This is a genomic window from uncultured Reyranella sp. (assembly GCF_945957355.1).
GTDB lineage: Bacteria > Pseudomonadota > Alphaproteobacteria > Reyranellales > Reyranellaceae > Reyranella.
Genome location: NZ_CAMFKM010000003.1, coordinates 117,975 through 143,168 on the forward strand (window position 1 = coordinate 117,975; position 25,194 = coordinate 143,168).

Annotated in this window: 25 protein-coding genes; 14 read left to right on the plus strand and 11 right to left on the minus strand. The window is 66.7% G+C overall.

The features are described from left to right. The first annotated feature begins 73 nt into the window (after nt 1–73). The 6 genes from Q0Q48_RS06200 to Q0Q48_RS06225 all read left to right on the plus strand — a co-directional run bounded on the left by Q0Q48_RS06200 (nt 74) and on the right by Q0Q48_RS06225 (nt 5,472). The gene (locus Q0Q48_RS06200; RefSeq protein ID WP_295135592.1) at nt 74–1,222 is read left to right on the plus strand and encodes a Re/Si-specific NAD(P)(+) transhydrogenase subunit alpha; all 1,149 of its coding nucleotides are present in this window, start codon (nt 74–76) and stop codon (nt 1,220–1,222) included. A gap of 9 nt (nt 1,223–1,231) precedes the next feature. Then, nucleotides 1,232–1,654 (plus strand): NAD(P) transhydrogenase subunit alpha, encoded by a 423-nt coding sequence (locus Q0Q48_RS06205; protein ID WP_295135595.1) that lies wholly within the window; start codon nt 1,232–1,234, stop codon nt 1,652–1,654. A gap of 19 nt (nt 1,655–1,673) precedes the next feature. Then, nucleotides 1,674–3,083 carry an NAD(P)(+) transhydrogenase (Re/Si-specific) subunit beta gene (locus Q0Q48_RS06210; protein WP_295135598.1) on the plus strand — a complete coding sequence of 470 codons (1,410 nt, stop codon included), beginning with the start codon at nt 1,674–1,676 and terminating at the stop codon, nt 3,081–3,083. A 79-nt stretch (nt 3,084–3,162) separates the two neighbouring features. Continuing rightward, nucleotides 3,163–4,452, plus strand: a complete 1,290-nt coding sequence (locus tag Q0Q48_RS06215) for a hypothetical protein (protein WP_295135601.1) — start codon at nt 3,163–3,165, stop codon at nt 4,450–4,452. An 8-nt stretch (nt 4,453–4,460) separates the two neighbouring features. Then, nucleotides 4,461–5,081, plus strand: a complete 621-nt coding sequence (locus tag Q0Q48_RS06220; RefSeq protein WP_295135603.1) for an HAD hydrolase-like protein — start codon at nt 4,461–4,463, stop codon at nt 5,079–5,081. Nucleotides 5,082–5,127: 46 nt separating this feature from the next. Then, nucleotides 5,128–5,472 (plus strand): hypothetical protein, encoded by a 345-nt coding sequence (locus Q0Q48_RS06225; protein WP_295135605.1) that lies wholly within the window; start codon nt 5,128–5,130, stop codon nt 5,470–5,472. Between the two features lie 59 nt (nt 5,473–5,531). Here the strand turns inward: Q0Q48_RS06225 and rpsU are convergent, their stop codons facing one another. Continuing rightward, nucleotides 5,532–5,735, minus strand: coding sequence for a 30S ribosomal protein S21 (gene rpsU / locus Q0Q48_RS06230; protein ID WP_020696578.1), 204 nt, complete (start codon nt 5,733–5,735; stop codon nt 5,532–5,534). Nucleotides 5,736–5,859: 124 nt separating this feature from the next. Here rpsU and Q0Q48_RS06235 point away from each other — a divergent pair, with 124 nt between their 5' ends. After that, nucleotides 5,860–6,519, plus strand: a complete 660-nt coding sequence (locus tag Q0Q48_RS06235) for a COQ9 family protein (protein ID WP_295135613.1) — start codon at nt 5,860–5,862, stop codon at nt 6,517–6,519. Here the strand turns inward: Q0Q48_RS06235 and Q0Q48_RS06240 are convergent. From Q0Q48_RS06240 to Q0Q48_RS06250, 3 genes are read right to left on the minus strand one after another with little or no spacing between them, the layout of a single operon-like run. Continuing rightward, nucleotides 6,467–7,567 (minus strand): 5-(carboxyamino)imidazole ribonucleotide synthase, encoded by a 1,101-nt coding sequence (locus Q0Q48_RS06240; RefSeq protein ID WP_295135615.1) that lies wholly within the window; start codon nt 7,565–7,567, stop codon nt 6,467–6,469. The two genes, Q0Q48_RS06235 and Q0Q48_RS06240, sit on opposite strands and share 53 nt — an antisense overlap. Beyond that, nucleotides 7,567–8,073 carry a 5-(carboxyamino)imidazole ribonucleotide mutase gene (purE, locus tag Q0Q48_RS06245; RefSeq protein ID WP_295136331.1) on the minus strand — a complete coding sequence of 169 codons (507 nt, stop codon included), beginning with the start codon at nt 8,071–8,073 and terminating at the stop codon, nt 7,567–7,569. The genes Q0Q48_RS06240 and purE overlap by 1 nt, the downstream gene beginning before the upstream one ends. A 35-nt stretch (nt 8,074–8,108) precedes the next feature. Next, the gene (locus tag Q0Q48_RS06250; RefSeq protein ID WP_295135617.1) at nt 8,109–8,333 is read right to left on the minus strand and encodes a YdcH family protein; all 225 of its coding nucleotides are present in this window, start codon (nt 8,331–8,333) and stop codon (nt 8,109–8,111) included. A 109-nt stretch (nt 8,334–8,442) separates the two neighbouring features. On the opposite strand from Q0Q48_RS06250, the gene Q0Q48_RS06255 reads away from it, so the two are divergent. Together Q0Q48_RS06255 and Q0Q48_RS06260 are read left to right on the plus strand one after the other, a co-directional pair. Beyond that, the gene (locus Q0Q48_RS06255) at nt 8,443–9,006 is read left to right on the plus strand and encodes a TIGR02444 family protein (protein WP_295135619.1); all 564 of its coding nucleotides are present in this window, start codon (nt 8,443–8,445) and stop codon (nt 9,004–9,006) included. Nucleotides 9,007–9,144: 138 nt separating this feature from the next. After that, the gene (locus tag Q0Q48_RS06260; RefSeq protein ID WP_295135622.1) at nt 9,145–9,321 is read left to right on the plus strand and encodes a YdcH family protein; all 177 of its coding nucleotides are present in this window, start codon (nt 9,145–9,147) and stop codon (nt 9,319–9,321) included. Between the two features lie 4 nt (nt 9,322–9,325). Here Q0Q48_RS06260 and Q0Q48_RS06265 read toward each other — a convergent pair whose 3' ends face one another. From Q0Q48_RS06265 to Q0Q48_RS06290, 6 genes are all read right to left on the minus strand, one after another. Continuing rightward, nucleotides 9,326–9,634: a hypothetical protein gene (locus Q0Q48_RS06265; RefSeq protein ID WP_295135625.1), complete on the minus strand. Its 309-nt coding sequence runs from the start codon at nt 9,632–9,634 to the stop codon at nt 9,326–9,328. Next, nucleotides 9,618–10,325, minus strand: coding sequence for an AzlC family ABC transporter permease (locus tag Q0Q48_RS06270; RefSeq protein ID WP_295135628.1), 708 nt, complete (start codon nt 10,323–10,325; stop codon nt 9,618–9,620). Before Q0Q48_RS06270 ends, Q0Q48_RS06265 begins: the two co-directional genes overlap by 17 nt. 108 nt (nt 10,326–10,433) lie before the next feature. Beyond that, complete coding sequence (locus Q0Q48_RS06275; protein WP_295135629.1) at nt 10,434–11,795, minus strand: SrfA family protein; 1,362 nt, start codon at nt 11,793–11,795, stop codon at nt 10,434–10,436. Between the two features lie 100 nt (nt 11,796–11,895). Further along, complete coding sequence (locus tag Q0Q48_RS06280) at nt 11,896–13,821, minus strand: acyl-CoA synthetase (RefSeq protein WP_295135631.1); 1,926 nt, start codon at nt 13,819–13,821, stop codon at nt 11,896–11,898. A 54-nt stretch (nt 13,822–13,875) separates the two neighbouring features. Further along, nucleotides 13,876–14,844 carry a tripartite tricarboxylate transporter substrate binding protein gene (locus Q0Q48_RS06285; protein ID WP_295135633.1) on the minus strand — a complete coding sequence of 323 codons (969 nt, stop codon included), beginning with the start codon at nt 14,842–14,844 and terminating at the stop codon, nt 13,876–13,878. 68 nt (nt 14,845–14,912) lie between these two features. Beyond that, nucleotides 14,913–15,431, minus strand: coding sequence for a hypothetical protein (locus Q0Q48_RS06290; RefSeq protein ID WP_295135636.1), 519 nt, complete (start codon nt 15,429–15,431; stop codon nt 14,913–14,915). Between the two features lie 132 nt (nt 15,432–15,563). Between Q0Q48_RS06290 and Q0Q48_RS06295 the strand changes: the two genes are divergently transcribed. From Q0Q48_RS06295 to Q0Q48_RS06310, 4 genes are all read left to right on the plus strand, one after another. Beyond that, nucleotides 15,564–18,740 (plus strand): cytochrome P450, encoded by a 3,177-nt coding sequence (locus tag Q0Q48_RS06295; RefSeq protein WP_295135637.1) that lies wholly within the window; start codon nt 15,564–15,566, stop codon nt 18,738–18,740. 87 nt (nt 18,741–18,827) lie between these two features. Next, nucleotides 18,828–20,732 carry a propionyl-CoA synthetase gene (locus Q0Q48_RS06300; protein WP_295135639.1) on the plus strand — a complete coding sequence of 635 codons (1,905 nt, stop codon included), beginning with the start codon at nt 18,828–18,830 and terminating at the stop codon, nt 20,730–20,732. An 8-nt stretch (nt 20,733–20,740) separates the two neighbouring features. Beyond that, entirely contained in the window at nt 20,741–22,255 is a 1,515-nt protein-coding gene (locus Q0Q48_RS06305; protein ID WP_295135641.1) for a 3-hydroxyacyl-CoA dehydrogenase, read from the plus strand. Between the two features lie 66 nt (nt 22,256–22,321). After that, on the plus strand, nt 22,322–22,891 hold the full coding sequence (locus Q0Q48_RS06310; RefSeq protein ID WP_295135643.1) for a hypothetical protein: 570 nt from the start codon (nt 22,322–22,324) through the stop codon (nt 22,889–22,891). Between the two features lie 213 nt (nt 22,892–23,104). Here the strand turns inward: Q0Q48_RS06310 and map are convergent, their stop codons facing one another. Further along, on the minus strand, nt 23,105–23,851 hold the full coding sequence (gene map / locus Q0Q48_RS06315; RefSeq protein WP_295135645.1) for a type I methionyl aminopeptidase: 747 nt from the start codon (nt 23,849–23,851) through the stop codon (nt 23,105–23,107). Nucleotides 23,852–23,976: 125 nt separating this feature from the next. On the opposite strand from map, the gene Q0Q48_RS06320 reads away from it, so the two are divergent. Then, on the plus strand, nt 23,977–25,125 hold the full coding sequence (locus Q0Q48_RS06320; RefSeq protein WP_295135647.1) for an acyl-CoA dehydrogenase family protein: 1,149 nt from the start codon (nt 23,977–23,979) through the stop codon (nt 25,123–25,125). Nucleotides 25,126–25,194: the final 69 nt, after the last annotated feature.

Here is a 25,194-nt window from a genome sequence, read left to right on the forward strand (position 1 = left end):
CAAAGAACGGAACGCTGTGCAAGGTGCAGCGCACGATGCGTCCTGCCGCGTTCAAACGGATCCGAAGCGCTCCATGAAAATCGCAATTGTCAAAGAACGCAGGCCCCACGAAACCCGTGTGGCCGCCACTCCCGAGACGGTCAAGAAGCTGAAGGCGCTGGGCGCGGAGGTCACGATCGAGGCGGGTGCCGGAACGGTCGCCGCCTATACGGACCAGGCCTATAGCGAAGCCGGCGCAACGATCGTGCCGGACGCGGCCTCGGCCATCGCCGCGGGCGACATCGTCTTCAAGATCCAGCGGCCGATGACGGCCGAGGAAGGGTTCGACGAGCTCGGCCTGCTGCGCCAGGGCCAGACGCTGATGTCGCCGCTCGGGGCGCTGACCAACCGCGAGCTGGTGCAGGCGCTGGCGTCGCGCGGTGTGACGTCGTTTGCCCTCGAACTGATCCCGCGCATCACGCGCGCCCAGTCGATGGATATCCTCTCCTCGCAAGCGAACCTGGCCGGCTACAAGGCCGTGCTGCTGGCCGCGAACAATTACGGCCGCATCTTCCCGCAGATGATGACGCCCGGCGGCACCCTGGCGCCGTCGCGCAGTTTCATCATGGGCGTGGGCGTGGCCGGCCTGCAGGCGATCGCCACGGCGCGGCGTCTTGGGTCCGTCGTGACCGCGACCGACGTGCGCCCGGCCACCAAGGAGCAGGTCCAGTCGCTTGGCGCCAAGTTCGTGGCGGTCGAGGACGACGAGTTCAAGGCGGCCGAGACGGCGGGCGGCTATGCCAAACAGATGAGCCCCGAGTACCAGGCCAAGCAGGCGGCGCTGGTCGCCGACCACATCAAGTCGCAGGACATCGTGATCACCACGGCGTTGATCCCGGGCCGCAAGGCGCCGGTGCTGGTCAGCGAGGAGATGGTGAAGACCATGAAGCCCGGCTCGGTGATCGTCGACATGGCGGTCGAGCAGGGCGGCAATTGCCCGCTGTCGGAATTCGGCAAGGTGGTCGAGAAGTACGGTGTGAAGATCGTCGGCCCGGCGAACCTTCCCGGCGAGCTGCCGACCGACGCCTCGGCGCTGTTCTCGCGCAACCTGCTCAACTTCATCACGCCGATGGTCGACAAGGAGACCAAGGCGCTCACGATCAACCTCGAGGACGAGGTCGTGAAGGGCACGCTGGTCACCCGTGACGGTCAGATCGTGCATCCCTCGCTGACCCAGGCTTAGGAGCGGCCCATGGACGACAAGATCGCAGGCGAGGCTTCCAAGCTCGCGACCCAGGCACAGGACGTCGCAGCCCAGCTCAAGGCCCTGGCGCAGCAGATCACTGACGCGGCGGCGGCAGCCCCGGCCGCCATCCCCGACGGCCATATGCCGTTCGTGGCGCTGCTCACCATCTTCGCCCTGTCCTGCTTCGTGGGCTACTACGTGGTCTGGCGGGTGACGCCGGCGCTGCATTCGCCGTTGATGGCCGTCACCAACGCGGTTTCCTCCGTGATCATCGTCGGTGCGCTGCTGGCGGCCGGCCTCAAGGGGCTGGGCGCCGCCCAGCTGTTCGGCTTCATCGCCGTGGCGCTGGCCGCGGTGAACATCTTCGGCGGGTTCATCGTCACGCACCGGATGCTGTCGATGTTCAAGAAGAAGCCGGTCAAGAAGTAGTCGGCGGGAGCAGCAGGGAATGTTCACCCAGGAACTGGCCGCCTACGGCTATCTGATCGCCGCCATCTGTTTCATCATGGCGCTGCGCGGACTGTCCTCGCCGACGACTTCACGCGGCGGCAACCTCTACGGCATCGTCGGCATGGTGGTCGCCATCGGCGTCACCGTGCTGTCGCCCGGCGTCCTCTCGCCCTGGCTGATCCTGGCAGGGCTGGTGATCGGCGGCGCGATCGGCACGTTCGTGGCGTTGCGCATCCAGATGACGGCGCTCCCGCAACTGGTGGCGGCCTTCCATTCGCTGGTTGGCCTGGCCGCGGTCTTCGTGGCCGCCGCTGCTTTCCTCTCCCCCGAGGCGTTCGGGATCGGCCTGCCCGGCAAGATCAAGGCCCAGAGCCTGATCGAGATGGGGCTGGGCACCGCCATCGGCGCCATCACCTTCACCGGCTCGGTCGTGGCCTTCGCCAAGCTGCAGGGCCTGGTCTCGGGCTCGCCGCTGGTCTTCAAGGGCCAGCATCCGCTGAATGCGCTGCTGGGCATCGCGCTGGTCGTGCTGCTGGTCTGGTTCGCCATGCGCGGCCACACCTCGACCTTCGTCCTGCTGGTCGTGCTGTCGCTGGCGCTGGGCTTCCTGCTGATCCTGCCGATCGGCGGCGCCGACATGCCGGTCGTGGTGTCGATGCTCAATTCCTATTCGGGCTGGGCGGCGGCGGGCATCGGCTTCACCCTGGGTAACACGGCGCTGATCGTGACCGGCGCGCTGGTCGGCTCCTCGGGTGCGATCCTGAGCTACATCATGTGCAAGGGCATGAACCGCTCGATCTTCAACGTGATCCTGGGCGGCTTCGGCACCGACAGTGCAGCGGCCGGCGGCCCGGCGGCGAAGACCGACAAGCCGGTCAAGGCGGGCTCGGCCGAGGACGCGGCCTTCCTGATGAAGAACGCGCAGTCGGTCATCATCGTGCCGGGCTACGGCATGGCGGTGGCGCAGGCCCAGCACGCGCTGCGCGAGATGGCCGACCTCCTGAAGAAGGAGGGCGTGCAGGTGCGCTACGCCATCCATCCGGTGGCCGGTCGCATGCCCGGCCACATGAACGTGCTGCTGGCCGAGGCCAACGTGCCCTACGACGAGGTCTTCGAGCTCGACGACATCAACCGCGACTTCGCCTCGACCGACGTCGCCTTCGTGATCGGCGCCAATGACGTTACCAACCCGGCCGCCAAGACCGATCCCAAGAGCGCGATCTACGGCATGCCGATCCTCGACGTGGAAAAGGCCCAGACCGTGCTGTTCGTGAAGCGCGGCATGGCCTCGGGCTATGCCGGCGTCGACAACGAACTGTTCTTCCGCGACAACACGATGATGCTCTTCGCCGACGCCAAGGTGATGTGCGAGAACATCGTGAAGGCGCTCGAGGGCTCCTCGCATTAGCGAAGCGGCGCAAGCCGAGGCAACGCCGGGGGAAGGGGCCAGGCCTTCCCCGTCCGAGACAATCACAATTCATCAGAAGATGCCGTTCGGCTCGCGGTTCGTGAGCGCGACGATCGCCATCGCGATGGCCAGCGGGTGCGCGGCACTTGGCTGGTGGCTGTGGCGGTCGTTCGTTCCGACGCACCCGGTGGCGGCCCATGTCTACGGCTTCATTATTCTCGCGATTGGCGCATTAGGTCTGTGCGTCGCTGTCAGGAATCTGTGCTGGCCCGTACCTTTTGCGATCCAGATCTCCGGTAAGGGGATCACGGCCTACCGGGCGCGCTCTCCCGATCTCATCCTGTGGTCAGATATCAAAGGGGCCCATGCCGCGGTCGAAGGCGGTCAACGGGTGAGCGTGCCGATAATTGCCCTGGAACTGGTCGATCCTCGATCCTTTTACGCACGGCTGAATGCCGGCAAACCGGCATGGCTGGGGCCGGACACAGGATTGCGCCCCAAATATTATCCGCTCGCGTCCACCGGCCTCGACATGGAGCCGGAGCAGGTGCTGCTGGCTGTCAACGAGTCGATCCGCCGGTGGGGGACCGCCAACCCCGATCCATCGCCCGAAGCGAGCTACACTCCCATGTTCGCTCGGTTACCAGGGCGAGCACCGTTCGCGATCGGCTTGGTACTGCTCGTTGCTCTTTTGACGGCACCCTTCGCCCTTCTCAGTCCGCCGCGCTGGGTCGAGGCGGCCGAGAATTGCGAAGTGCGCAATCGGTACGGTGGCAGGGAGTGGAGGCGCGCTAAAACGACGACTGCCAACTGGACGGGACCGTGCGTCGAGGGCCGCGCTCAAGGTTTGGGTGTTCTCGAATGGTTTCGCGATGGCCGCCTGACGGTGCGCTATTCGGGGCACATGGAAGGAGGCCGAATCACGGGGAACGGGGAATTGAGCGAATCCGGAACCCGGTATGAAGGCATCTGGAAGGATGGCGAACTGCGTGAGGGAGTGGCGACATATTCCGGCGGCCAGCGATACAGCGGCAAATGGGACAGGGGAGATTGGACGAGAGGCGTCCTGACGGCGCCAGGTGGCTACCGCCTGGAAGAGCGCTGGTATCGAAAACAGCTCACGGGCAAAAACATCGCCTGGGGACCGCAAGGACAGTTCGAAGGCAACTGGGCCGATGGCGTTCCTGACGGCACAGGCGTCTTCGTGACGAGCGATGGTCGGCGCTTCGAAGGAAAGTGGCGTAACGGCAGGCCTGAGGATCCGGTTCTGGCGCATCGCCAGGATCAGGAGAGATGGAATTGCCTTTGGGCTATCACTTCGAGGCGATTCGAGGACCGCTTCACGAGTAGCGGTGCAGCAAGATGTTAAAACCAGTCATGCCCGCACGTTCGACCTATCGCGCCGTCATCTTCGACATCGGGGGCGCGGTCGATCTGGAGTTCGCCTGGGAGATGGCGGTCGACGGCGCCATCGCGTCGGCCTGCGGGCTGGAAGGCATCCGCGTCGATCCGGCGATGGTGGAAGAGGCCTCCGAGCAGGCGGTGGCCGCCTACGCGCCCGATGTCGTGCTCTGCATGATCGAGACGCTGTGCGGCGGCGAGCCCGCGACGGTGGCGCGTGTGGTGCGTCGGGTCGAGGCAATGACGGGGCAGCTCGATGCGTTTCAACTCCGGCCCGGCATCGTGGATCTCTTGAAGCGCCTCAGGGGGCAAGGTCTTGTGCTGAGTGCGGTCGAGCCGCGTTGGGCGCGCCTCGAGCGGGCGGGGATCGCGGAGCTTTTCACGCGGGATCACGACGTCCCGCCAGCCGAATGCATTCTGGTTGGCGATCGCATCGATGCCGACATCGCGCCCGCCAAGGCAGCCGGCATGGCCACGATCCAGTTCCGCTCCGGCCGCTGGCGTCGTCTGCGACCTCGTTCGGAAGCCGAGACGCCAGATGCGGTCGTGACTGATGTGGCAGAGCTCGAGGCCGCTCTTCTGCAGTTACTCGCGTGAGGAAGAAGGGATTGGAGTAGGGTTGCGGCATCAACGCGGGAATACGATGCGCCGATTCTTCGCCCTCACTGTCGCTCTCGCATGGTCGTCGCAGGCTGCCGCCGATCCCTCGCCTCAGGCGATGCGGGGGACATGGGCGAAGGACGGGAAATGCTCGCTTCCGTCGGAGCGGATGGTCGTCACACCAACGACGGTGACGATGGGCGAGGGCAAACCATCGGCGATTGTCTTCTACAGACACGAAGTCAGCGGTTTTCCGACGTTTCGCTGGACCGCCCAGGGGGAGGTCGCGCACGTCCAATATTTCGAGCCGTCGGATACCCTGGCATTCTACGGCATGGGCTGGGGCATGGGCGGGCCGACTGCCGGCTATCGTCGCTGCGGGCCATAAGCCAAACAAAAACCCCCGGGGATGCCGGGGGTCGTCGTCTCGTGCGGGTGGGGGGAGGACTAGTAGCCCTCGCGCTCCATGCGCTTGCGCATCAGCTTGCGGGTGCGGCGGATGGCCTCGGCGCGCTCACGGGCGCGACGCTCGCTAGGCTTCTCGTAGTTGCGGCGGAGCTTCATCTCGCGGAAGATGCCTTCGCGCTGCATCTTCTTCTTCAGGACGCGCAGCGCCTGATCGACGTTGTTTTCACGAACGAGAACCTGCACTTCGATCGCTTCCTTCCAATGCGGCTTTGGCCCGCGGATCGTCCGGGGCCCGAATTCAGAGGCCGGGTAGGTATCACAGGCGGATACCCTTGGGAACCCCCCGATTGGGGCCTATATTCCACGGATGAGTGAGCAAAACACCCCGAATTCACCGGAAATGGACCCCGACACTGCCTTGCGGGACCGGCTGGCGGACGAGTTCATGGCCGAGGCGGCCTTTGACGGCTGGACGCGGGCGGCTCTGGCATCCAGCGGTCGGGCGCTCGACCTGCCGGCCGGCGAGGCCGAACGGCTGTTCCCGGGCGGTCCCCTCCAGGCCCTGGCCTATGTCAGCGAGCGCGCCGACCGGCGCACCGTCGAGGATATGGAGAAGGAGGGCGCTTCGGCCCTCAAGATCCGCGACCGCATCACACGGGCGGTCCGTATCCGGCTGGAACGCCACATCGGCCCGCGTGAGGCGGCTCGCCGGGCGCTCTCGATGCTGTCGTTGCCGCTCAATGCCGGGCTGGCGCTGAAGCTGCTCTACAGGACGGTCGACGCCATGTGGTACGCGGCCGGCGATACCAGCACCGACTTCAATTTCTACACCAAGCGCGCCACCCTGGCGGGCGTCTATTCCTCGACCCTGCTCTACTGGCTGAACGACCGGTCGCCCGGCGCCGAGGCCACCTGGGCCTTCCTTGACCGCCGCATCGACGACGTCATGAAGTTCGAGAAGCTGAAGGGGCAGGTCAGGTCCTGGGCGGGCGGGAACCGGGCGACCCGGCCGGCAGCACGTAGGTGACATGACCCATCTTGCGGCCGGGGCGGGCTTCCGCCTTGCCGTAGAGGTGCAAGCGCGCCGTCGGCTCGGCGAGGTAGCGCGGCCAGTCATTGGCTTCGTCGCCGATCAGGTTTTCCATGCGGGAGGGGGCCAGCACGTCGACCGAGCCCAGCGGCAGCCCGCAGATGGCGCGCACCAGCTGCTCGAACTGGCTGGTGGCGCAGGCGTCCATGGTCCAGTGACCCGAATTGTGCGGCCGCGGCGCCATCTCGTTGGCGAGGACCTTGCCGTCCTTGGTCACGAACATCTCCAGCGCCACGAGGCCCACGAGATCGAGGCCCTGGGCCAGCTCGACGCCGAAGCGCTCGGCGGTCGCCAGCGTCGTGGCCGGGAGGCCTGACGGCACGGACGTAGTGCGCAGGATGCCGTCGCCATGGACGTTGATGCCGATGGGGAAGCACCGCGTGCCGCCGTCGAGGCCGCGCGCGACGATGGCGGAGACCTCGCACTCGAAGTCGACCATTGCCTCAAGGATGCATTCGCGCCGGCCGAGCTTCTCCCAGGCCGCGGCCAACTGGCCCCGGTCGGCGACGCGGGCCTGGCCTTTGCCGTCATAGCCCTCGGTGCAGGTCTTCAGGATGCCGGGCAGGGCTGTGGCCGCCGCAATGTCGGCCTCGGAGCGGATGGGCTGGTAGTCGGCGGTGCCGATGCCGAGCTTGCGCAGGAAATCCTTCTCGCGCAGCCGGTGCTGGGCGAAATGGATCGGCTTCACGCCGGGGCGCACCGGCTTCAGCTTCTCGCATTCGAGGACGGCCGCCTCGGGTACGTTCTCGAACTCATAGGTGACCACATCGACCTGGCCGGCGAAGCGGGCGAGGGCCTCGGCATCCTCGTAGGCGCCTCGGACATAGCCGGCACAGACCTGGGCGGCGACTGGATGGTCGTCGGGGGCGTAGACGATGCAGGGATAGCCCAGCCGCGCGGCCGCCAGCGCGGTCATGCGGCCCAATTGGCCGCCCCCCAGGATGCCGATGGTCGATCCCGGCGGCAGAGGTTGAAAAGCCTTCATCAGCGGTGGGCTGGAGCGTCGTCGGAGGGGATCTTGGCGACGGCCAGCGACTGACGGGTTCGCCAAGCTTCCAGCGCCGCCATGATCTTGGCGTTGCCAAGACCAACGATGGAAGCCGCAAGAAGGGCCGCATTGATCGATCCCGCGCGGCCGATCGCCAGGGTGCCGACAGGGATGCCAGCCGGCATCTGGACAATGGAAAGAAGGCTGTCCTGGCCCTTCAGAGCAGCGCTTTCCACGGGAACGCCCAGGACGGGGAGCGGCGTCATGGCCGCGGTCATTCCTGGGAGATGGGCGGCACCGCCGGCGCCGGCGATGATCACCTTCAGGCCGCGGCCTTTGGCGCCCGAGGCATAGTCCATCATGCGCTTCGGCGTCCGGTGCGCGGAAACGATGCGGGCCTCGAAGGGGACGCCCAGGGCCTCCAGAGTTTCGGCGGCGTGGCGCATGGTGGACCAGTCGGACTGGCTGCCCATGATGAGGCCGACCACCGGCTTCGAGGCCAGTCGGCGTTTGGCGGTTTTCTTGGCCATGTCTCTTCTCAGGCGATGATATCGGGAATGAGCTGGCTTTCCAGCCGCAGGATCTGGTCCTTGAGACCGAGTTTTCGCTTCTTCAGGCGCTGGAGCTGGAGCTGGTCGAACGGCGGCTTCTCGACCAGGCGATCTATCACCTCGTCGAGGTCGCGATGCTCGCTCTTCAGGGCCTCAAGCTTGGCCTTGATGGTCTGTGAATCAGGAGGATCAGACGACGTCAGGTCATTCATGCGGGGCGCACTCGTCCAGGCAGGCTAGCCACGTCGCTCTTGGCCGTGTACCCCGGAGCCCGCCCAAAGGGAAGCACGCAAAAGCCCCCCCAGCAAGTCATAGGCAGCCGTGTCGGATTTTCTCCCCCACCCGTTCTGGAACTTCTCGCTCGAGCTCTATGCCGGGGAGGGCGTGGCCGAGGCCTGCCTCGACCTGCAGGACCGCCGCGGCTGCGACGTCAACATCCTGTTGTTCTGCTGCTGGCTGGGCGCCTCGGGCCGGCCCACCCTGACCGCCGACCGGCTGCGCACCATCCTGGCGGCGAGCGACGCCTGGCAATCCGACGTCGTGAAGCCGCTGCGCGAGATGCGTCGGCGGCTGAAGGACAAGGTCTGGCCCGGCGCGCTGCCCGAGACCGTGGATGCGGTCCGCCGCCGCGTGGCCGATGCGGAGCTGGCGGCCGAACATGCCGAGCAGCTCAAGCTCGCGGGGCTGCATTCACCGCCCGCCGATCGCGAGCGTTCGCTGGAGAAGCGGCTGCGGGCGGCCATCGGCAATCTCGGTGTCTATGCGGTGTGCCTGGGCGTGGTGCCGGACGAGGCGGATCGCAAGTCCGTGGCAGCGCTGATGCGCGCCACGTTCCCCGCCTTTGCGCCCGTGGAAGTCGCGGAGGCGGTCGGACTCGCAGCTTGAACGAATGGTTCAACACTGCTGACGGCTTATTCACATTCTTCGCATGACCGTTCGATTGCGGGTTGATTCGACGTGACTCCACCCAATGTCAGAGTCAGACTTCCATCGTCCCGCTAACAAACTCGGAGGTATCCGACTATGAGCACCGTGGACCACATCGAAGCTCTCAAGAACAAGCATGCGACTCTTGAGCAGGCGATCCATCAAGAGACGACCCGGCCGCATCCCGACGACGATGCGATCTGCAGCCTCAAGAAGCGAAAGCTCATGATCAAGGACGAGATCGTCCGACTGAGCGAGCCAACCTCCCACTAGTTCCTCACGTCAGGCCCGCCCAGCGGGCCAGCGCCACGGCGCCGACGGCGCCGAACAGGCCGGCGGTGAACCCGCCGACCGTTCGGGTCAGTGCGGCGCCGACCACCGCGCCGACGATGAACGCACCGCCGCCTTGCGTGAGCGGAACGACAGCCGCCGACACGAGCACCGCGCCCGGGGCGTGATCCAGCAGCGCGTTTACGAAGCGATGGCGGCCGAGCCAGCGCATGGCGATGAACCCACCGCCCTTGGCCGCCATGGCCGCGAGCGCCATGACCAGGATCGCCACGAGATTCTCAGGACTGGCGGACATGGCCGTTCCTGAGGTCTCGCAGCGCGCCGAAGAGGCCGCCGGCCAGTCCACCGATCACGATGTACCAGTTGCCGCCGATCGCCCACTTGGCCACGAGTGCCGCCGCGACCGCTACCGCCCAGGGAGCGATATCGCGCTTGCCGCGGAACAGGATGGTGGCCACGACGACGAACACGGCCACCCCGACGAAATCGAGGCCGAGGCGTCGCGCCATGGTCGGATCGGACAGGATGCCGCCGGCCGCGAGGTGGCCGGCCAGGGTCGAGCCCGACCAGATGCAGGCCATGACGAAGCCGCCGCCCAGGAACTTGCCGAGGTCCCCGTGGCCGCGGCGATACTCCGCGATGTTGACCGCCCAGTTCTGGTCGACCGTCACGTACCAGACCGGCGGTTGCAGCCACCACGGCAGATGGGGCAGGTGCGGCTGCAGGGCTGCGCCCATGACGAAGTAGCGCAGGTTGGCCACGAACACCGACACGGCCAGCGCCATCAGCGGCAGCGGCTGGGCCCAGATGTCGAGCGCCACCATCTGGCTGGTCCCGGCCATGACGGTGAAGCTCATCAAGGTCGTCTCGAAGGCGCTGAGGCCCTTCTGCGCGGCGGCGACGCCGAAGCCGATGCCGAACGGAAGGGAAGCGAGGCCGGGCAGGATCATGCGTAGCGCACCGGCCTGGAAACTGCGCCACGTCACGCGCGCGGAGAGGGACACTGATGTTACCGGATGAGGAACGGGGCGGGCACTCTATGGGAGGTGCCACAACGCCGGAACCGAGTTTAGCTCAGCCGCCCATTAGCCGGGTCAGTTGAGCTTGTGCAGGTTGACCGACCAGCGGACCGGCGCTCCGTAGGCGTTGCGCGACTGGCCGCTGCAGATCGCGACATTGTCGGCGCCGCGCTGGCAGACCAGCTGGTCGGCGAACCAGCGTGAGCCGTCGTTGCACGTCGAATCGGCGTCGCGCAGGCGCAGCACTGCACCCTCGAAGCGCGCCTGGGCGCGCGTGCGGCAGGCGGTACGGCCGCGCCGCCATTCGAGTTGGCCCGCGCCGCTCGCATCGAAGCAATAGGACGAGACGCCCGGCTGCAGCTGCACCGTCTCGTGTCGGAACGGGTCGGTCCGCCAGCAACCCTGCATGAAAGAGTAGTCGTTGGTCGGCGCAGGCGGCAGTCGCAAGCGATTGTCCGCCGGGTTGCGCGGTTGCGGAGCCGGCGCGGGCGGCGGGGCGGGCTTCGGCGGTGCGACCTTGGGCGGTGCGGGGGCTGGAGCTGGCGGCGGCGGCGCGACCGCGACCTGCGGCGGCTTCGGCGGTTCGGGCGGTTTGCAGTCCGCGATACGCCGCTTCAGCTCCGCCTCGGCAAGACCCAGTTCGACCTTCAGGACTCGCTCGCGCGATTGCTCGGCCGAGTAGGAGGCCTTGAGCGCCGGCAGCGGGTCGGGCGGGGCTTCCGGCGCCGGCGGAGCGTTCGGCCCCTCGCGGGTCGCGATGGCGACGTCGGGCGGGACCGGCAGCAGGCCGCGCAGCAGCCACGCGCCGGCGATCAGGAGCAGGAGGAGCGGCAGGGCGGCGGCGAGCGTCCGCCACCAGGGAATGCCGGCGGCGGGAAGGAGGGCCGGCGGCGTGGATACCGGCGCTCTTTGCGCAACATCGAGGACGGGCCGTCGCTCCACGACGCGCGCATCGGGCACGCGAGGAAGGGCAAGGGGCAGCAACGCACTTGCGGCCTCGGTTTCGTAGCCCCACGCGACGATCACCGGCCGGTCGCCCACCAGGAAGACGAAGGCGGGCGAGGGTGCGCGGGCCGCGAGTTTCAGCGAGAGGCCGACGACGCCGGTCTCTTCCCTGGGACCATGGCCGGCCAGCATGTCGCCCAGCCGCCGGATCTCCGCCAGCCTGCGCTCGACGCCCGCCAACACCGCGTCGCGCTCCGCCGGAGGCAGGTCGGTGACGGCGCGAACCGCGCCGGACCAGCCAGCATACCAGTCGATGCCCTGGTCGTTCTCGTGGAGCTGGGGATCCGCGAGCAGGTCGGCGGTTTCGTCACCCAGCCGACGCCGCACCACGCGGCGCAGCTGCGGCGCGGCATTGTGCAACGGCTCGCCGCGCACGCCCAGCGGGCGCACGCCGCTGCGGGTCGTCACGATGAGCGTTGCTTCGCCGGGCATGGGATGCGGAAACTAGCCCGGCGATTATGGCAGCGCGATGGTTTGCCGTCGCTGCTGCAGGGACCGCGTCAGTTTGGTCACCTGTTGGCCACGCGTTGCGCTACGCGGCTTTTGCCCACTCGCGCAGGACGAACTTCTGCACCTTGCCGGTCGAAGTCATCGGCAGGTCGCGGAACACCACGTAGCGCGGGCATTTGAAGCTGGCGAGGTGGGCGCGGCAGTGGGCGATGATGTCCTCCGCCGTGGCGGTGGCGCCGGGCTTCAGCATCACGAAGGCGCAGGGCGTCTCGCCCCACTTCTCGTCCGGTTTGGCAACCACGGCGGCATTGGCGACGGCGGGATGGGCGATGATCACGCCCTCGACCTCGATGGTCGAGATGTTCTCGCCGCCCGAGATGATGATGTCCTTGGAGCGGTCGCGCAGCTCGATGTAGCCGTCCTCGTGCATCACGCCGAGGTCGCCGGAATGGAACCAGCCATTGGCGAACGCGTCGCGCGTGGCAACCGGATTCTTGAGGTAGCCCTTCATGGTGATGTTGCCGCGGAACATGACCTCGCCCATCGTGGCGCCGTCGCGCGGCACCTCCTTCATGGTCCTCGGGTCCATCACCGTGACGCCGTCCTGCGCGGCGTAGCGCACGCCCTGGCGCGCCTTCAGGCGGGCGCGATCGTGGGCGGGCAGGGCGTCCCATTCCTGATGCCACGAACAGATCGTGGCCGGGCCGTAGACCTCGGTGAGGCCGTAGACGTGGGTGACCCGGAAGTTCTGCTTCTCCAGCGCCTCGAGCACGGCGGCGGGCGGCGGCGAGGCTGCGGTCATGAACTCGACCTTGCGGGCGAGCGGCCGGCGTTCGGCCTCGGTCGCGCCGATGATGAGCTGCATGATGATCGGCGCACCGCACATGTGGCTCACGTCATTGTCGGCCAGCGCGTCGAAGATCGCCTTGGCGGCGGGGCGGCGCAGGCAGACCGAGGTGCCGGCGACCAGGGCCAGCGTCCAGGGGAAGCACCAGCCGTTGCAGTGGAACATCGGCAGAGTCCAGAGATAGACCGGATGCAGGCCGATCGGCCATTGCGTGGCGTTGCCGTAGGAGGACAGGGTCGCGCCGCGGTGGCTATAGACGACGCCCTTGGGATTGCCGGTCGTGCCCGACGTGTAGTTGAGCGTGATCGCATTCCACTCGTCCGACGGATAGGACCAGGCGAAGTCGGGATCGCCATCGGCGATGAACTCCTCCCAGGTCGTGTCACCGATCTGTGCTCGGTCCTCGCAGCCAGGATCGTCGATATCGACGACCAACGGCTGGGTTTTGGCGATCGCCAGCGCCTCGGTGACGACGCGATGGTATTCGCGATCGACCAGCAGCACCTTGGTCTCGCTATGGTCGATGATGAAGGCGACCATCGCGGCATCGAGGCGGGTGTTCAGAGAGTTCAGCACGCCGCCGGTCATCGGCACGCCGAAATGCGCCTCGTACATCTCGGGAATGTTGGGCGCCATGATCGCCACCGTGTCGCCGGTGCCGATGCCGACCTTGACCAGCGCCGACGCAAGCCGCCGGCAGCGAGCGTAGGTCTCGGCCCAGGTCTGGCGGCGTTCGCCGTGGATCAGGGCGACGTGATCGGGATAGACGCTGGCGGTGCGCTCGATGAACTGCAGGGGCGTCAGCGCCGCGAAATTCGCCGGGGTCTTGTCGAGGTCGCGCTCGTAGATGTTGTGCGCGGCGAGGACGGTCTTGTGCGAGACCGGACGCGGCGAGGTCAGACGGGTGACCGATGTCCGGCTCTTGACCGAGCGGCGCAGGCCCGGCCGGACGATCGGCTTCTGCGCCGTGAGCTTCTTGGGCGCAGGCGCCTTCTTCGGCGCACCGGTCTTCTTCGGCACTGTGGCCTTCTTCGGCGAGGCTGCTTTCCGGGGAGCGGCCTTCGCAGCCTTCTTCACCGGCTTCTTCGCCTTGGCGGCGACCTTGCGCTTGGCCGGAGCCTTCGACTTGCTGCTGCCTTTTCCCGTCTTGCGCTTGGCCATGATCTCTTCCGTCTGCCTCCCTGGGTGGTAGCACTCTCTCACAGGGCGCCGCGCCTACTCCAGCTTGATATCGAGGTCCTTCAGCAGCTTTGCGAAATATACCTGATCTTCACGCACCTGCCGCGCGAAGTCGGTGTTGGACTGATGTTCCACGTTCTGGGCCACGAGGAGCAATTTCTCCTTCAGGTCGGGCAGCGCGGCCGCCTGTGCCGCCGCGTCGGACAGTCGCTTGAGGACGGTCTCGGGCGTGCCTTTGGGGGCAAAAAGGCCGAACCAGCTTCGGGCGCGGAAGCCCTTGAGGTCGAGGCCGACCTCGGCCGTCGTGGGCGTGTCCGGCAGCTCGGGCAGGCGCGCCGGCTGGTCGACGAAGGCGGCGAACACCTTGCCGGCCTTGGCATAGGGCACGAAGGAGGGATCGAAGACCATCTGGATGCGGCCGTCGAACACGTCGCCCGTGGCGTCGACGATAGTCTTGTAGGGCGAGTGCTGCATCTGGATGCCGGCAGCGCGGGTCAGCACCTCGCCGGTGAGATGAGTGATGGTGCCGAGGCCCGAGGAGCCGAACCAGTATTTGCCCGGGTTCGCCTTGGCCAGCACGACGAACTCGGCCCAGCTTTTGGCGCCCAGCGCGTTGGTGAGGGTGACGACCAGGATCGGGGTCGAGAGGCGCGCGACGGCAACGAGGTCGCTCGGATTGTACGGCACCTTCCGAGCCGCCGGCGTGATGGCCATGATCGCGGTCGGCGACAGGAGGAGCGTGTAGCCGTCAGGAGGTGCCGTCGCCACCATCTGCGCGCCGACGCCGCCCGAGGCACCGGGCTTGTCCTCGACGATGATCTGCTGGCCGAGCGAGGCGCTCATCTTCTCGGCATAGAGGCGGGCCACCTGGTCGGCCGAACCGCCGGGCCCGTAGGGCACGATCAGCCGGATCGGCTTGGCGGGCCAAGTCGTGGTTTGAGCCTGCACACGCGTCGACGCCAGCGCGGCAAGCCCGCCCAGCGTCACCTCACGGCGACCGACCATCGTTCCCTCCCAGGAACATTCTTGTTGCCGGGAGGATAGCGGGAGACGGCGAGCGGCGACAGCCGATCCTAGACGAGGGCAAAGGACTCGAGGAACTGGCGGGTCGCTGGCTGGTTCTCGATGCCGGCCGTGCCGTCGACCACGAGCTGGAATAGGCGGCCGCGCGCCCAGTAGATGCGGGTGACGGCGACGTTGCCCTTGCCCTGCACGACCGTGAACTCACGGCCCTCGACGCGACCGATCTGCAGTTTCTTCTCGTCGCGATAGGAATTGCCGGCCGCGGCGCCGTTGCGGACCTGGTTCAGGATCACGTCGGCCGAGGCGCCTTTCGTGATGGCGGGCGGATAGTCGACATAGGAGGCGATGTAGGCGACCCGCGAGACCACGGAGGTCGCTTCGGTCATCGGCACGGAATTGCCGTTGCCGATCGGCACCTGGACGATGGCGATCTTCGGCAGCCCCGGTAGCTCCACCCGGAAGCGTCCACCCTCGGGCTTGTATTCCAGCCAGCCTTGCGCACGCGCCATCGCCGGCAGCAGCGCCGCGACGCCGCCCGTCATCAGCCCTGCAAGGAAACGTCTCCGCATCGCAATACTCCTCTGACGCCCGCACGCTACGAATACGTCGACAAGGTGCGAGGCGACAGGCCATTTTAGGTCGAGTCACGATGTCGGCCGCTGGTCCTCGGGAACTCGAACTCTGTGTGAAGGCATCGCATCATGTCGCTGAACGAACCGGTTCCCCAACCGCCGCTGAAACCCATCGTCGGCAATCTCACGGAGCTGCAGGGCGGCTGCCCGGTGCAGAGTCTCATGGCGCTCGCCCGCACCTACGGGCCGTTCTTCAAGCTCACCATCATGGACCACGACGTCCACGTCGCGAGCTCGCAGGAACTGGTCAACGAACTGTGCGACGAGACGCGGTTCGGCAAGCGCGTCCAGGGAGCCCTGAAGGAAATCCGGGCGATCGCCGGAGACGGGCTCTTCACCGCGTATGGCCACGAGCCCAACTGGGCCAAGGCCCATCGCATCCTGGTTCCCGCGTTCGGGCCGATCGCCATCCGCGGCATGTTCGACAGGATGCTCGACATCGCAGACCAGATGTTCGTGCGCTGGGAGCGGTTCGGCCCGAGCGCGGTGATCGAGGTTGCCGACAACATGACGCGCCTCACCCTCGACACGATCGCCCTCTGTGCCTTCGATTACCGCTTCAACAGCTTCTATCAGGACGACATGCATCCCTTCGTGTCGGCCATGGTGGGCACGCTGCAAGAGGCCTCGAACCGGGCGCGCCGGCCGAAGCTCCTGAGCAACCTCATGCTGTCCAAGGCGCGCCAGTTCCAGGCCGACAAGGAGCTGATGGACAAGGTGGCGCGCGAGCTCATCGCCGAGCGCCGCCGCGACCCGAAGGGCAACGAGAAGAACGACCTGCTCAATCTGATGCTGAACGGCGTCGATCCCGTCACCGGCGAGAAGCTGAGCGACGAGAACATCGGCTATCAGATGATCACCTTCCTGATCGCCGGCCACGAGACCACGAGCGGGCTTCTGTCCTTCGCGACCTATCTGCTGCTCAAGAATCCGGACGTGCTGCAGAAGGCGCGGGCCCTGGTCGACGAGGTGCTGGGCGAGGAACTGCCGCGGGTCGAGCATCTGGCGCAGCTCCGCTACATCGAGCAGATCCTGATGGAGGCGCTGCGCATCTGGCCGACCGCCTCAGTCTTCTCCGTCAGTCCGCACAAGGACACTGTGCTTGGAGGCAAGTATCCGCTCACGACCAAGGACATCGTGATGGTCCTGGAGCCGATGCTGCATCGCGACCCCAAGGTCTGGGGCGATGATGTGGAGGCCTTCAGGCCGGAGCGCTTTGCGCCGGAGAATGCCAGCCAGCTGCCGCCGAACGCCTGGAAGCCCTTCGGCAATGGCGCGCGCGCCTGCATCGGGCGGCCCTTCGCCATGCAGGAAGCGCAGCTCGTCCTCATTCTGATGCTGCAGCGCTTCGACTTCGTGCTCGACGACCCGTCCTACACGCTGAAGATTCACGAAACGTTGACGCTGAAGCCGGAAGGGCTGCGCATCCGTGCCCGGTCGCGCCGCACGGGAGCGTCGCTGCGGCGTAGCACCGTGCCGTCGACGCGACAGAAGCCGCTGACGCCGCAGCCCGCGCACCGACACGCTTCGGAGGCCGCCACCACGCCGCTGCTCGTTCTCTATGGCAGCAATACCGGCTCGTCGGAGGCCTTTGCCAACCGTATCGCCGACGAGGCGCCGGCCAACGGTTTCGCGCCGACCGTGGCGGCGATGGACGATTACGCGGGCAGCCTGCCCCGCGAGGGCGCGATCGTCGTGGTCACGGCCTCCTATGAAGGCCAGCCGCCCGACAACGCGCGCCAGTTCGTCTCCTATGTCGAATCGCTACAGGAAGGCGCGCTCGCGGGCGCCCGTTTCGCGGTGTTCGGCTGCGGCAACCGGCAATGGGCGCGCACTTATCAGGCGATCCCCAAGCGGGTCGATGCTGCTCTCGCCAAGGCCGGCGCTACGCGGCTCGCCGAGCGCGGCGAGACGGACTCGGGCGGTGACTTCTTCGGCGCCTTCGACGAGTGGTGGGCAGGCTTCCTGCCGCGGTTGCGCGAGGCGCTGGGCAAGGAGGCTACCGCGGCCCCGGCGGCGGCCGGTCTGCAGGTCGAGTACGTCAAGGACGGTCGCGAGGGCGCCCTGCGACTGGGCGATCTGCAACGCGGTGTCGTGGTCGAGAACCGCGAGCTCGTCGACATGAGCGCTCCGAACGCGCGCTCGAAGCGGCACCTCGAATTCTCGCTGCCCGACGGGATGACGTATCGGGCGGGCGACTATCTGGCGGTCCTGGCGACCAACCCGCAGGAGCTGGTCGATCGCGTGCTGCGGCGCTTCGGCCTGGCGCGCGACACGCTCGTGGTGCTTCGCCGCGACGGCGCGGCCAGCCTGCCGATCGGCCGGCCGGTCACCTGCGGCGAGCTGCTGTCGAACTATGTCGAACTGGCGCAGCCAGCGACTCGCGCCCAGGTGGCCGCGCTTGCCGCGGCGACGCCGTGTCCGCCCGAGCAGGCCGAGCTGGAAGCCATGGCGGGCGAGGCTTACGCCACATCGGTGCTCAAGCCGCGCTGTAGCGTGCTCGACCTGCTCGACCGCTTCCAGTCCTGTGTCTTGGGCTTCGGGGCCTTTCTCGACATGCTGCCGCCCATGCGGGCGCGGCAGTACTCTATTTCCTCGTCGCCACTCTGGAAGCCCGACCATGTCACCCTGACGGTCTCCGTCGTCGACGCACCGGCCTATTCGGGGCGCGGCACTTTCCGCGGCGTGGCCTCGTCCTATCTCGCGCACCTGCAACCGGGCGACCGCATCTCACTCGCGGTGCGCCCGTCGAACGCGCGTTTTCATCCGCCGGCGGACCCCCGGACGCCGATCATCCTGATCTGCGCCGGGTCGGGCATCGCGCCGTTCCGCGGCTTCCTGCAGGACCGCGCCATGCAGAAGGGGGGCGGTCAGGACATCGGCCCCGCCTTGCTCTTCTTCGGTACCAACCATGCCGACGTCGACTATCTCTATCGCGACGAACTCGCATCCTGGGAGGCGGCGGGCGTCGTCACCGTTCTGCCGGTCTTCTCGCTGCAGCCGCGGGGTGAGGTCTCGTTCGTCCAACATCGCGTCTGGGAAGAGCGCGCCCGCATCGTGGAACTCTTCCGGCAGGGCGGCACCGTCTTCGTCTGCGGTGACGGTCAATACATGGCGCCGGCCGTGCGCGAGACGCTGGTGCGAATCTATCGCGAGGCCTCGGGTGCCAGCGAGGCCGATGCCCAGAAGTGGGCCGAGACCGTTGAACATGAGCACGGACGCTTCGTTTCCGACGTCTTCGCCTGAGCCCCTGCGAGCCGGTTTCACATAACCACATTGCGACGGGCCGGGACCGGGGCTAAGCCAAGGGCGGAAACGCAAAGGATGCCGGTCATGGCTGTTGGCGACGAATATCGTGCGCTGCATGCGCGGTCGCTCCAGGATCCCGAAGGATTCTGGGCCGAGCAGGCGGCGGCGATCGACTGGACGAAGCGCTGGGACAAGGTCCTCGACGGCGCCAATCCACCTTTCTATCGCTGGTTCGAGGGCGGCGAACTCAACGCCTGCCACAATGCGCTCGATCGCCACGTGGAGGGTGGCCGGGCGGATCAGGCGGCGCTGATCTACGATTCGCCACTCACGAATACGAAGAAGACCTTCACCTATCGCGAACTGCGCGACCAGGTGGCGCGCATCGCCGGGATGATCGCCGCGCAGGGCGTGGGCAAGGGCGACCGCGTCATCCTCTACATGCCGATGATCCCCGAAGCGGTGATGGCGATGCTCGCCTGCGCGCGCATCGGCGCGATCCATTCGGTGGTGTTCGGCGGCTTCGCGGCCAAGGAACTGTCGAGCCGCATCGACGACTGCGCGCCGAAGCTGATCCTCACCGCCTCGTGCGGCATCGAGCCGTCGCGCATCGTGCAATACAAGCCGCTGGTCGACCAGGCGATCGAGCAGGCGAAGCGCAAGGTGCCGCGGGTCATCCTGCTGCAGCGGCCGCAATGCGCCGCGACGATGGTGGCCGGCCGCGACCTCGACTGGAACGAGGCCCTCGCGTCGGCGCAGCCCGCGGCGTGCGTGCCCGTGAAGGCGACCGATCCGCTGTACATCCTCTATACGTCGGGCACGACCGGCCAGCCCAAGGGCGTCGTGCGCGACACCGGCGGCTACTGCGTGGCGCTCGCCTGGTCGATGAAGAACCTCTATGGCGTGCAGCCGGGCGAGGTCTACTGGTGCGCCTCGGACGTGGGCTGGGTGGTGGGCCACAGCTACATCGTCTACGGGCCGCTGATCCATGGCGCGACATCCATCCTCTACGAAGGCAAGCCGGTCGGCACGCCCGACGCCGGCGCCTTCTGGCGCGTGATCTCCGAACACAAGGCGATGGCGTTGTTCACCGCGCCGACCGCCTTCCGCGCGATCAAGCGCGAGGATCCGGACGGCAAGCTGCTGAAGAACTACGACCTCTCGAACTTCCGCACGCTGTTCCTCGCCGGCGAGCGTGGCGATCCGCCGACCGTCGAATGGGCGCAGAACCTGCTGGGCGTGCCGGTGATCGATCACTGGTGGCAGACCGAGACCGGCTGGGCGATCTGCGGCAACTTCCAGGGGCTCGACCCGATGCCGGTGAAGCTCGGCTCGACCTCGGTGCCGTCGCCGGGCTGGCATCTCGACGTGCTGGACGAGAACGGCCATCAGATGAAGCCGGGCGAGGTGGGGGCGCTGGCCGGCAAGCTGCCGCTGCCCCCGGGAACCTTCCCGACGCTGTGGAACGCCGACGAGCGTTACAAGCAGAGCTACATGAGCGAGTTCCCCGGCTATTACAAAACCGGCGACGCGGGTTTCATCGACCAGGACGGCTACGTCTCGGTGATGACCCGCGTGGACGACGTGATCAACGTCGCGGGCCATCGCCTCTCGACCGGTCAGATCGAGGAAGTGCTGGGCGCGCATGCCGATGTTGCCGAGTGTGCGGTGATCGGCATCGCCGACGAGTTGAAGGGACAGGTGCCGCTCGGCTTCCTGGTGCTGAAGGCCGGCGTCAACCGGCCGCCGCAGGAGATCACCGCTGAGGTCGTGCAGATGGTGCGCGATCGCATCGGTCCCGTCGCCTTCTTCAAGAGCGCGCTGGTCGTGCAGCGGCTGCCCAAGACACGCTCGGGCAAGATCCTGCGCGGCACGATGCAGAAGATGGCCGACAGCCAGCCATGGACCCTGCCGGCCACGATCGAGGATCCAGTCGTGCTGGATGAAATCAAGGACGGTCTGAAGACCGCCGGCTTCGCAAACAAGTAGGAGTAGATATGAGTCTCGACATCAACCGCCCCGATCTTACCGTCGGCGTCGTGGGAACCGGCGCCATGGGCCGCGGCATCGCCCAGGTCACCGCGCAAGGCGGCATGAAAGCGATCATGTTCGATGCGGCGCCCGGTGGCGCGGCGAAGGCCAAGGCGGCGATCCTCGACACGTTGAGGGGGCTGGTCGCCAAGGGCCGACTCACTGAAGCCGACCTCGCCAAGGCGGACGCCAATCTCGGCGTCGCCGACAAGATCGAGGACCTCAAGGGCTGCCACGTCGTCGTCGAGGCGGTGTTCGAGAATCTCGAAGTGAAGCAGAAGCTGTTCGGCGAACTCGAAGCGGTGATCGCGCCCAACGCCATCCTGGCCTCCAACACCTCGTCGATCCGCATCGCCTCGATCGCGCGCGCGCTGAAGCATCGCGACCGGGTCTGCGGCATGCACTATTTCAATCCCGTGCCGCTGATGAAGCTGGTCGAGGTCATCCGTGCCGCCGACACCGCGCAGTGGGTGGTCGACGCCATGGTGGCGCTGGGCAAGCGCCAGACCCGCGTTCCCGTGGTAGTCGGCGACACGCCGGGCTTCCTGGTCAATCTCGGCGGCACCGCGATCGGCACCGAAGGCCTGCGCATCATGCAGGAGGGCAGGGCGACGCCGTCTCAGGTCGACGCCGTGATGCGCGACACCTGCGGCTTCCGCATGGGCCCGTTCGAGCTGATGGACCTCACCGGCATCGACGTGAATTTCCCGGCGCGCAAGATCATCTATGAGGGCTTCTTCCACGACCGGCGCATGACGCCGAGCCCCTATCACGAAAGCCTCTATGCGGCCGGCAAGCTCGGCCGCAAGACCGGTGGCGGCTGGTACGCCTATGACGAGAAGGGCGCGAAGATCGACGCCGGGGCCGACCATCCGACCTCGCACGTGCCGGCGTCGAGCGTCGTCATCATGGACACGCACAACACCAAGCTGATGGGCCTGGTGAATGCCGACGGCGCGAAGATGCTGGCGGCTGACGACGGCAAGAGTCCGATCCTCGTGGCGCCGATTGGCAAGGACTGCACCACGACGGCGATCGAACTCGGGCTCGACCCGAAGCGCACCGTGGCGGTCGACCTGACCGGCGACGTCTCCAAGCGCATCACCATCATGATGGCGCCCGGCTTCGATCCCGCGATCCGCGACGCCACGGTGGCGCTGCTCGCCAAGTCCGGCACCAAGGTCACGGTGATCAAGGACTCGCCCGGCTTCATCGCCCAGCGCATGTGTTCGATGATCGCCAATCTCGGCTGCGAGATGGCCATGATCGGCATCGCTTCGGCCGCCGACGTCGATACGGCGATGACGCTCGGCCTCAACTATCCGCGCGGGCCGCTGGCGCTGGCCGACTGGCTGGGCGTCAAGGAGTGCCATGAGATCCTGGTGCAGATCCAGGCGATCACCGGCGATGACCGTTACCGCCCGAGCCAGTGGCTGCGCCGCCGCGCGATGCTGGGCCTCAGCGCGACGACGGTCGAGTAGAGATCGGCAGGGAACAGTGCCGCTGAAACGCCGTTCACTCCCCTGCAGCCATTGCAGGGGAACCCGATGACGATGCGGAGCAAGTGGACGGCGGCCGGTGTGGCCCTGCTGATGGGCCTTACCGGCGGCGCGCTGCAGGCGCAGCAGCTCAAGGACGAGAACCTGCTCGTGGGCATGCCGCAGGGCTTCAAGCTGGGCTTCAAGGATTCGAAGAACGGCATGAACATGCAGGAGTTCGTGCCGGCTTCGGAGACCGTGGAGAACTGGACGGAGATGGTCACCGTCCAGGTTTTCCTCGGCCGCAAGGATCTGCAACCGTCGCAGTTTCTCGCCCTGATGCAAAAGCAGTGGGCCGAGGCCTGCAAGGGCAGTACCGCGACGCCGGTCGCCACCGGCAAGGTGAACGGCTACGACGCTGCCTCGATCCTGCTGCGCTGCCCGCTACTCACCTCGACCAACAAGCCCGAGACCACGGTGCTGAAGGCGATCAAGGGCAACGACAGCTTCTATGTCGTGCAGCGCGCCGTGCGGTCGGTGCCGACGCCCGAGCGGCTGGAGACGATGAAGAAGTACATCGAGAGCGTCAGCGTCTGTGACTCGCGCCTGCCGACGCGCCTCTGTCCGACTGTTAAGTAGAGACGGCGCTTAGAGTCTTTTCGAGTTTGGAAGGATCGCTACCCCTAACCTCATGCTGAGGAGCGCTCCCCCCTCGAATACCTCGGGGTAAACTCCGGAGCGCGTCTCGAAGCATGGGCACGATCACCACGCCTGTTGCCGATCCCTTCGAGACGCGGCCTGCGGCCGCTCCTCAGGATGAGGTGGTGCGGGTCGACGTGAAGCCGAAAGACTCTAGGCGAGGGTCAGGATCAACGGTCCGCGGCGCGTCGCGACCAGCGTGTGTTCGTACTGCACCGTAGCCTCGCGCCCCGGCGGGCGCAGCGTCCAGCCATCGTCCATTTCCTCGACATGGTCGGCCCCCAGCGACAGGAAGGGCTCGATCGTGAAGACGAGGCCTTCGGTGACGCGGCGGCGGTCGTGCTTTTCGTACCAGGTGGGGATTTCCGACGGCTCGTCGTGCAGCGACCGTCCGACGCCGTGGCTCGCCAGGTTGCGCACCAGGCTGTAGCCCTTCTTCCGGGCGAAGGCCTCGATGGAGCGGCCGACCTCGTTCAGGCGCGCGCCCGGCTTCACGGCGCGGATGCCGGCCCACATGGCGCGCCGTCCGTCCTCGCAGAGGCGTTCGATGCGCGGGCTGGTCGGCGGGACGGCGAAGCTCGCGCCGGTGTCGCCGAAGAAGCCGTCCAGCTCGGCCGAGACGTCGATGTTGATCAGGTCGCCGGCTTTGATGACCGTATCGTCCGGGATGCCGTGGGCGCAGTCGGGGCCCACCGAGATGCAGGTCGCGCCCGGGAATCCGTAGGTCACTTCCGGGGCCGAACGGGCGCCTTCCTTCTCCAGCAAAGCGCGGCCGATATCGTCCAGCTCCTTGGTGGTCATGCCGGGCTCCAGCGCCCCGCCCATGGCCGCCAGGGTGCGCGCCACCAGCCGGCCGATGATACGCAGTTTCTCCAGCTGGTCTTCATTTTCGATGGTCATGGTCACCCTCCTAACCGCCGTTGACGTTTACGTAAAGGTAAACTACCTACCTTGGGCTGGCGGACGAACCGCCGGCGGCTCACAGTCCTCTCAAGAAGACTGACCCTACCGATCGTTGGAGGACGATGCTCGTGACTGCCGCTCTGGCCGCGCATTACACGCAAGAACACCAGATGTTCCGTGAGACCTGCCGGCGCTTCTTCGAGAAGGAAGTGACCCCGTTCCACATGAAGTGGGAGAAAGAGGGGATCGTGCCGCGGGAGCTGTGGCGCAAGGCCGGGGAGCAGGGGCTTCTAGGCATGACCATGCCCGAGGCCTATGGCGGCGCCGGCGGCGACTTCCTCTACAGCGCCATCATGATCGAGGAGCAGGGACGGGCGCTGGCCTCGGGGCCGGCCTTCTCGCTGCACAACGACATCGTGGTGCCCTACCTGCTCCACTACGGCACGGAAGAGCAGAAGAAGAAGTGGATCCCGAAGGCCTGCTCCGGCGAACTCGTCACGGCCATCGCCATGACCGAGCCGGGTACGGGCTCCGATCTGCAGGCGGTCAAGACGACGGCCGTCATGGACGGCAACCACTGGGTCATCAACGGCTCGAAGACCTTCATCTCGAACGGCCAGCTCGCCGACCTGGTGATCGTGGTGGCCAAGACCGATCCGGCGCTCGGCGCCAAGGGCACATCGCTGATCGCCGTTGAGACGAAGAGCGAGGGCTTCAAGCGCGGCCGCAATCTCGAGAAGATCGGCATGAAGGCGCAGGACACGTCGGAGCTGTTCTTCCAGGACGTGAGGGTGCCGGCGGATCACCTGCTGGGCGGGCCGGGCATGGGCTTCGTGCAGCTGATGCAGCAGCTGCCGCAGGAGCGGCTGGTCATCGCCATCCAGGCGGTGGCGGCGATCGAGGCGGCGCTGGAGCATACGCTCGCCTACGTGAAGGAGCGCAAGGCGTTCGGAAAGCAGATCATCGATTTCCAGAACACGCGCTTCAAGCTGGCCGAACTCAAGACCAAGGCCCATATCGCACGCGTCTTCGTCGACGACTGCGTGGCCAAGCATCTCAAGGGCGAGCTCGACGTCGCGACCGCGGCGATGGCCAAGTACTGGACGACCGAACTCCAGTGCGAGCTGATCGACGAGTGCCTGCAGTTCCACGGCGGCTACGGCTACATGTGGGAATACCCGATCGCGCGCCTCTACGCCGACGCCCGCGTGCAGAAGATCTACGGCGGCACCAACGAGATCATGAAGGAACTCATTGGGCGCACGCTCTGACTGACCACCCTCATCCTGAGGAGCCGCGCTTCGCGCGGCGTCTCGAAGGATGGGCAACACCAAGACTGG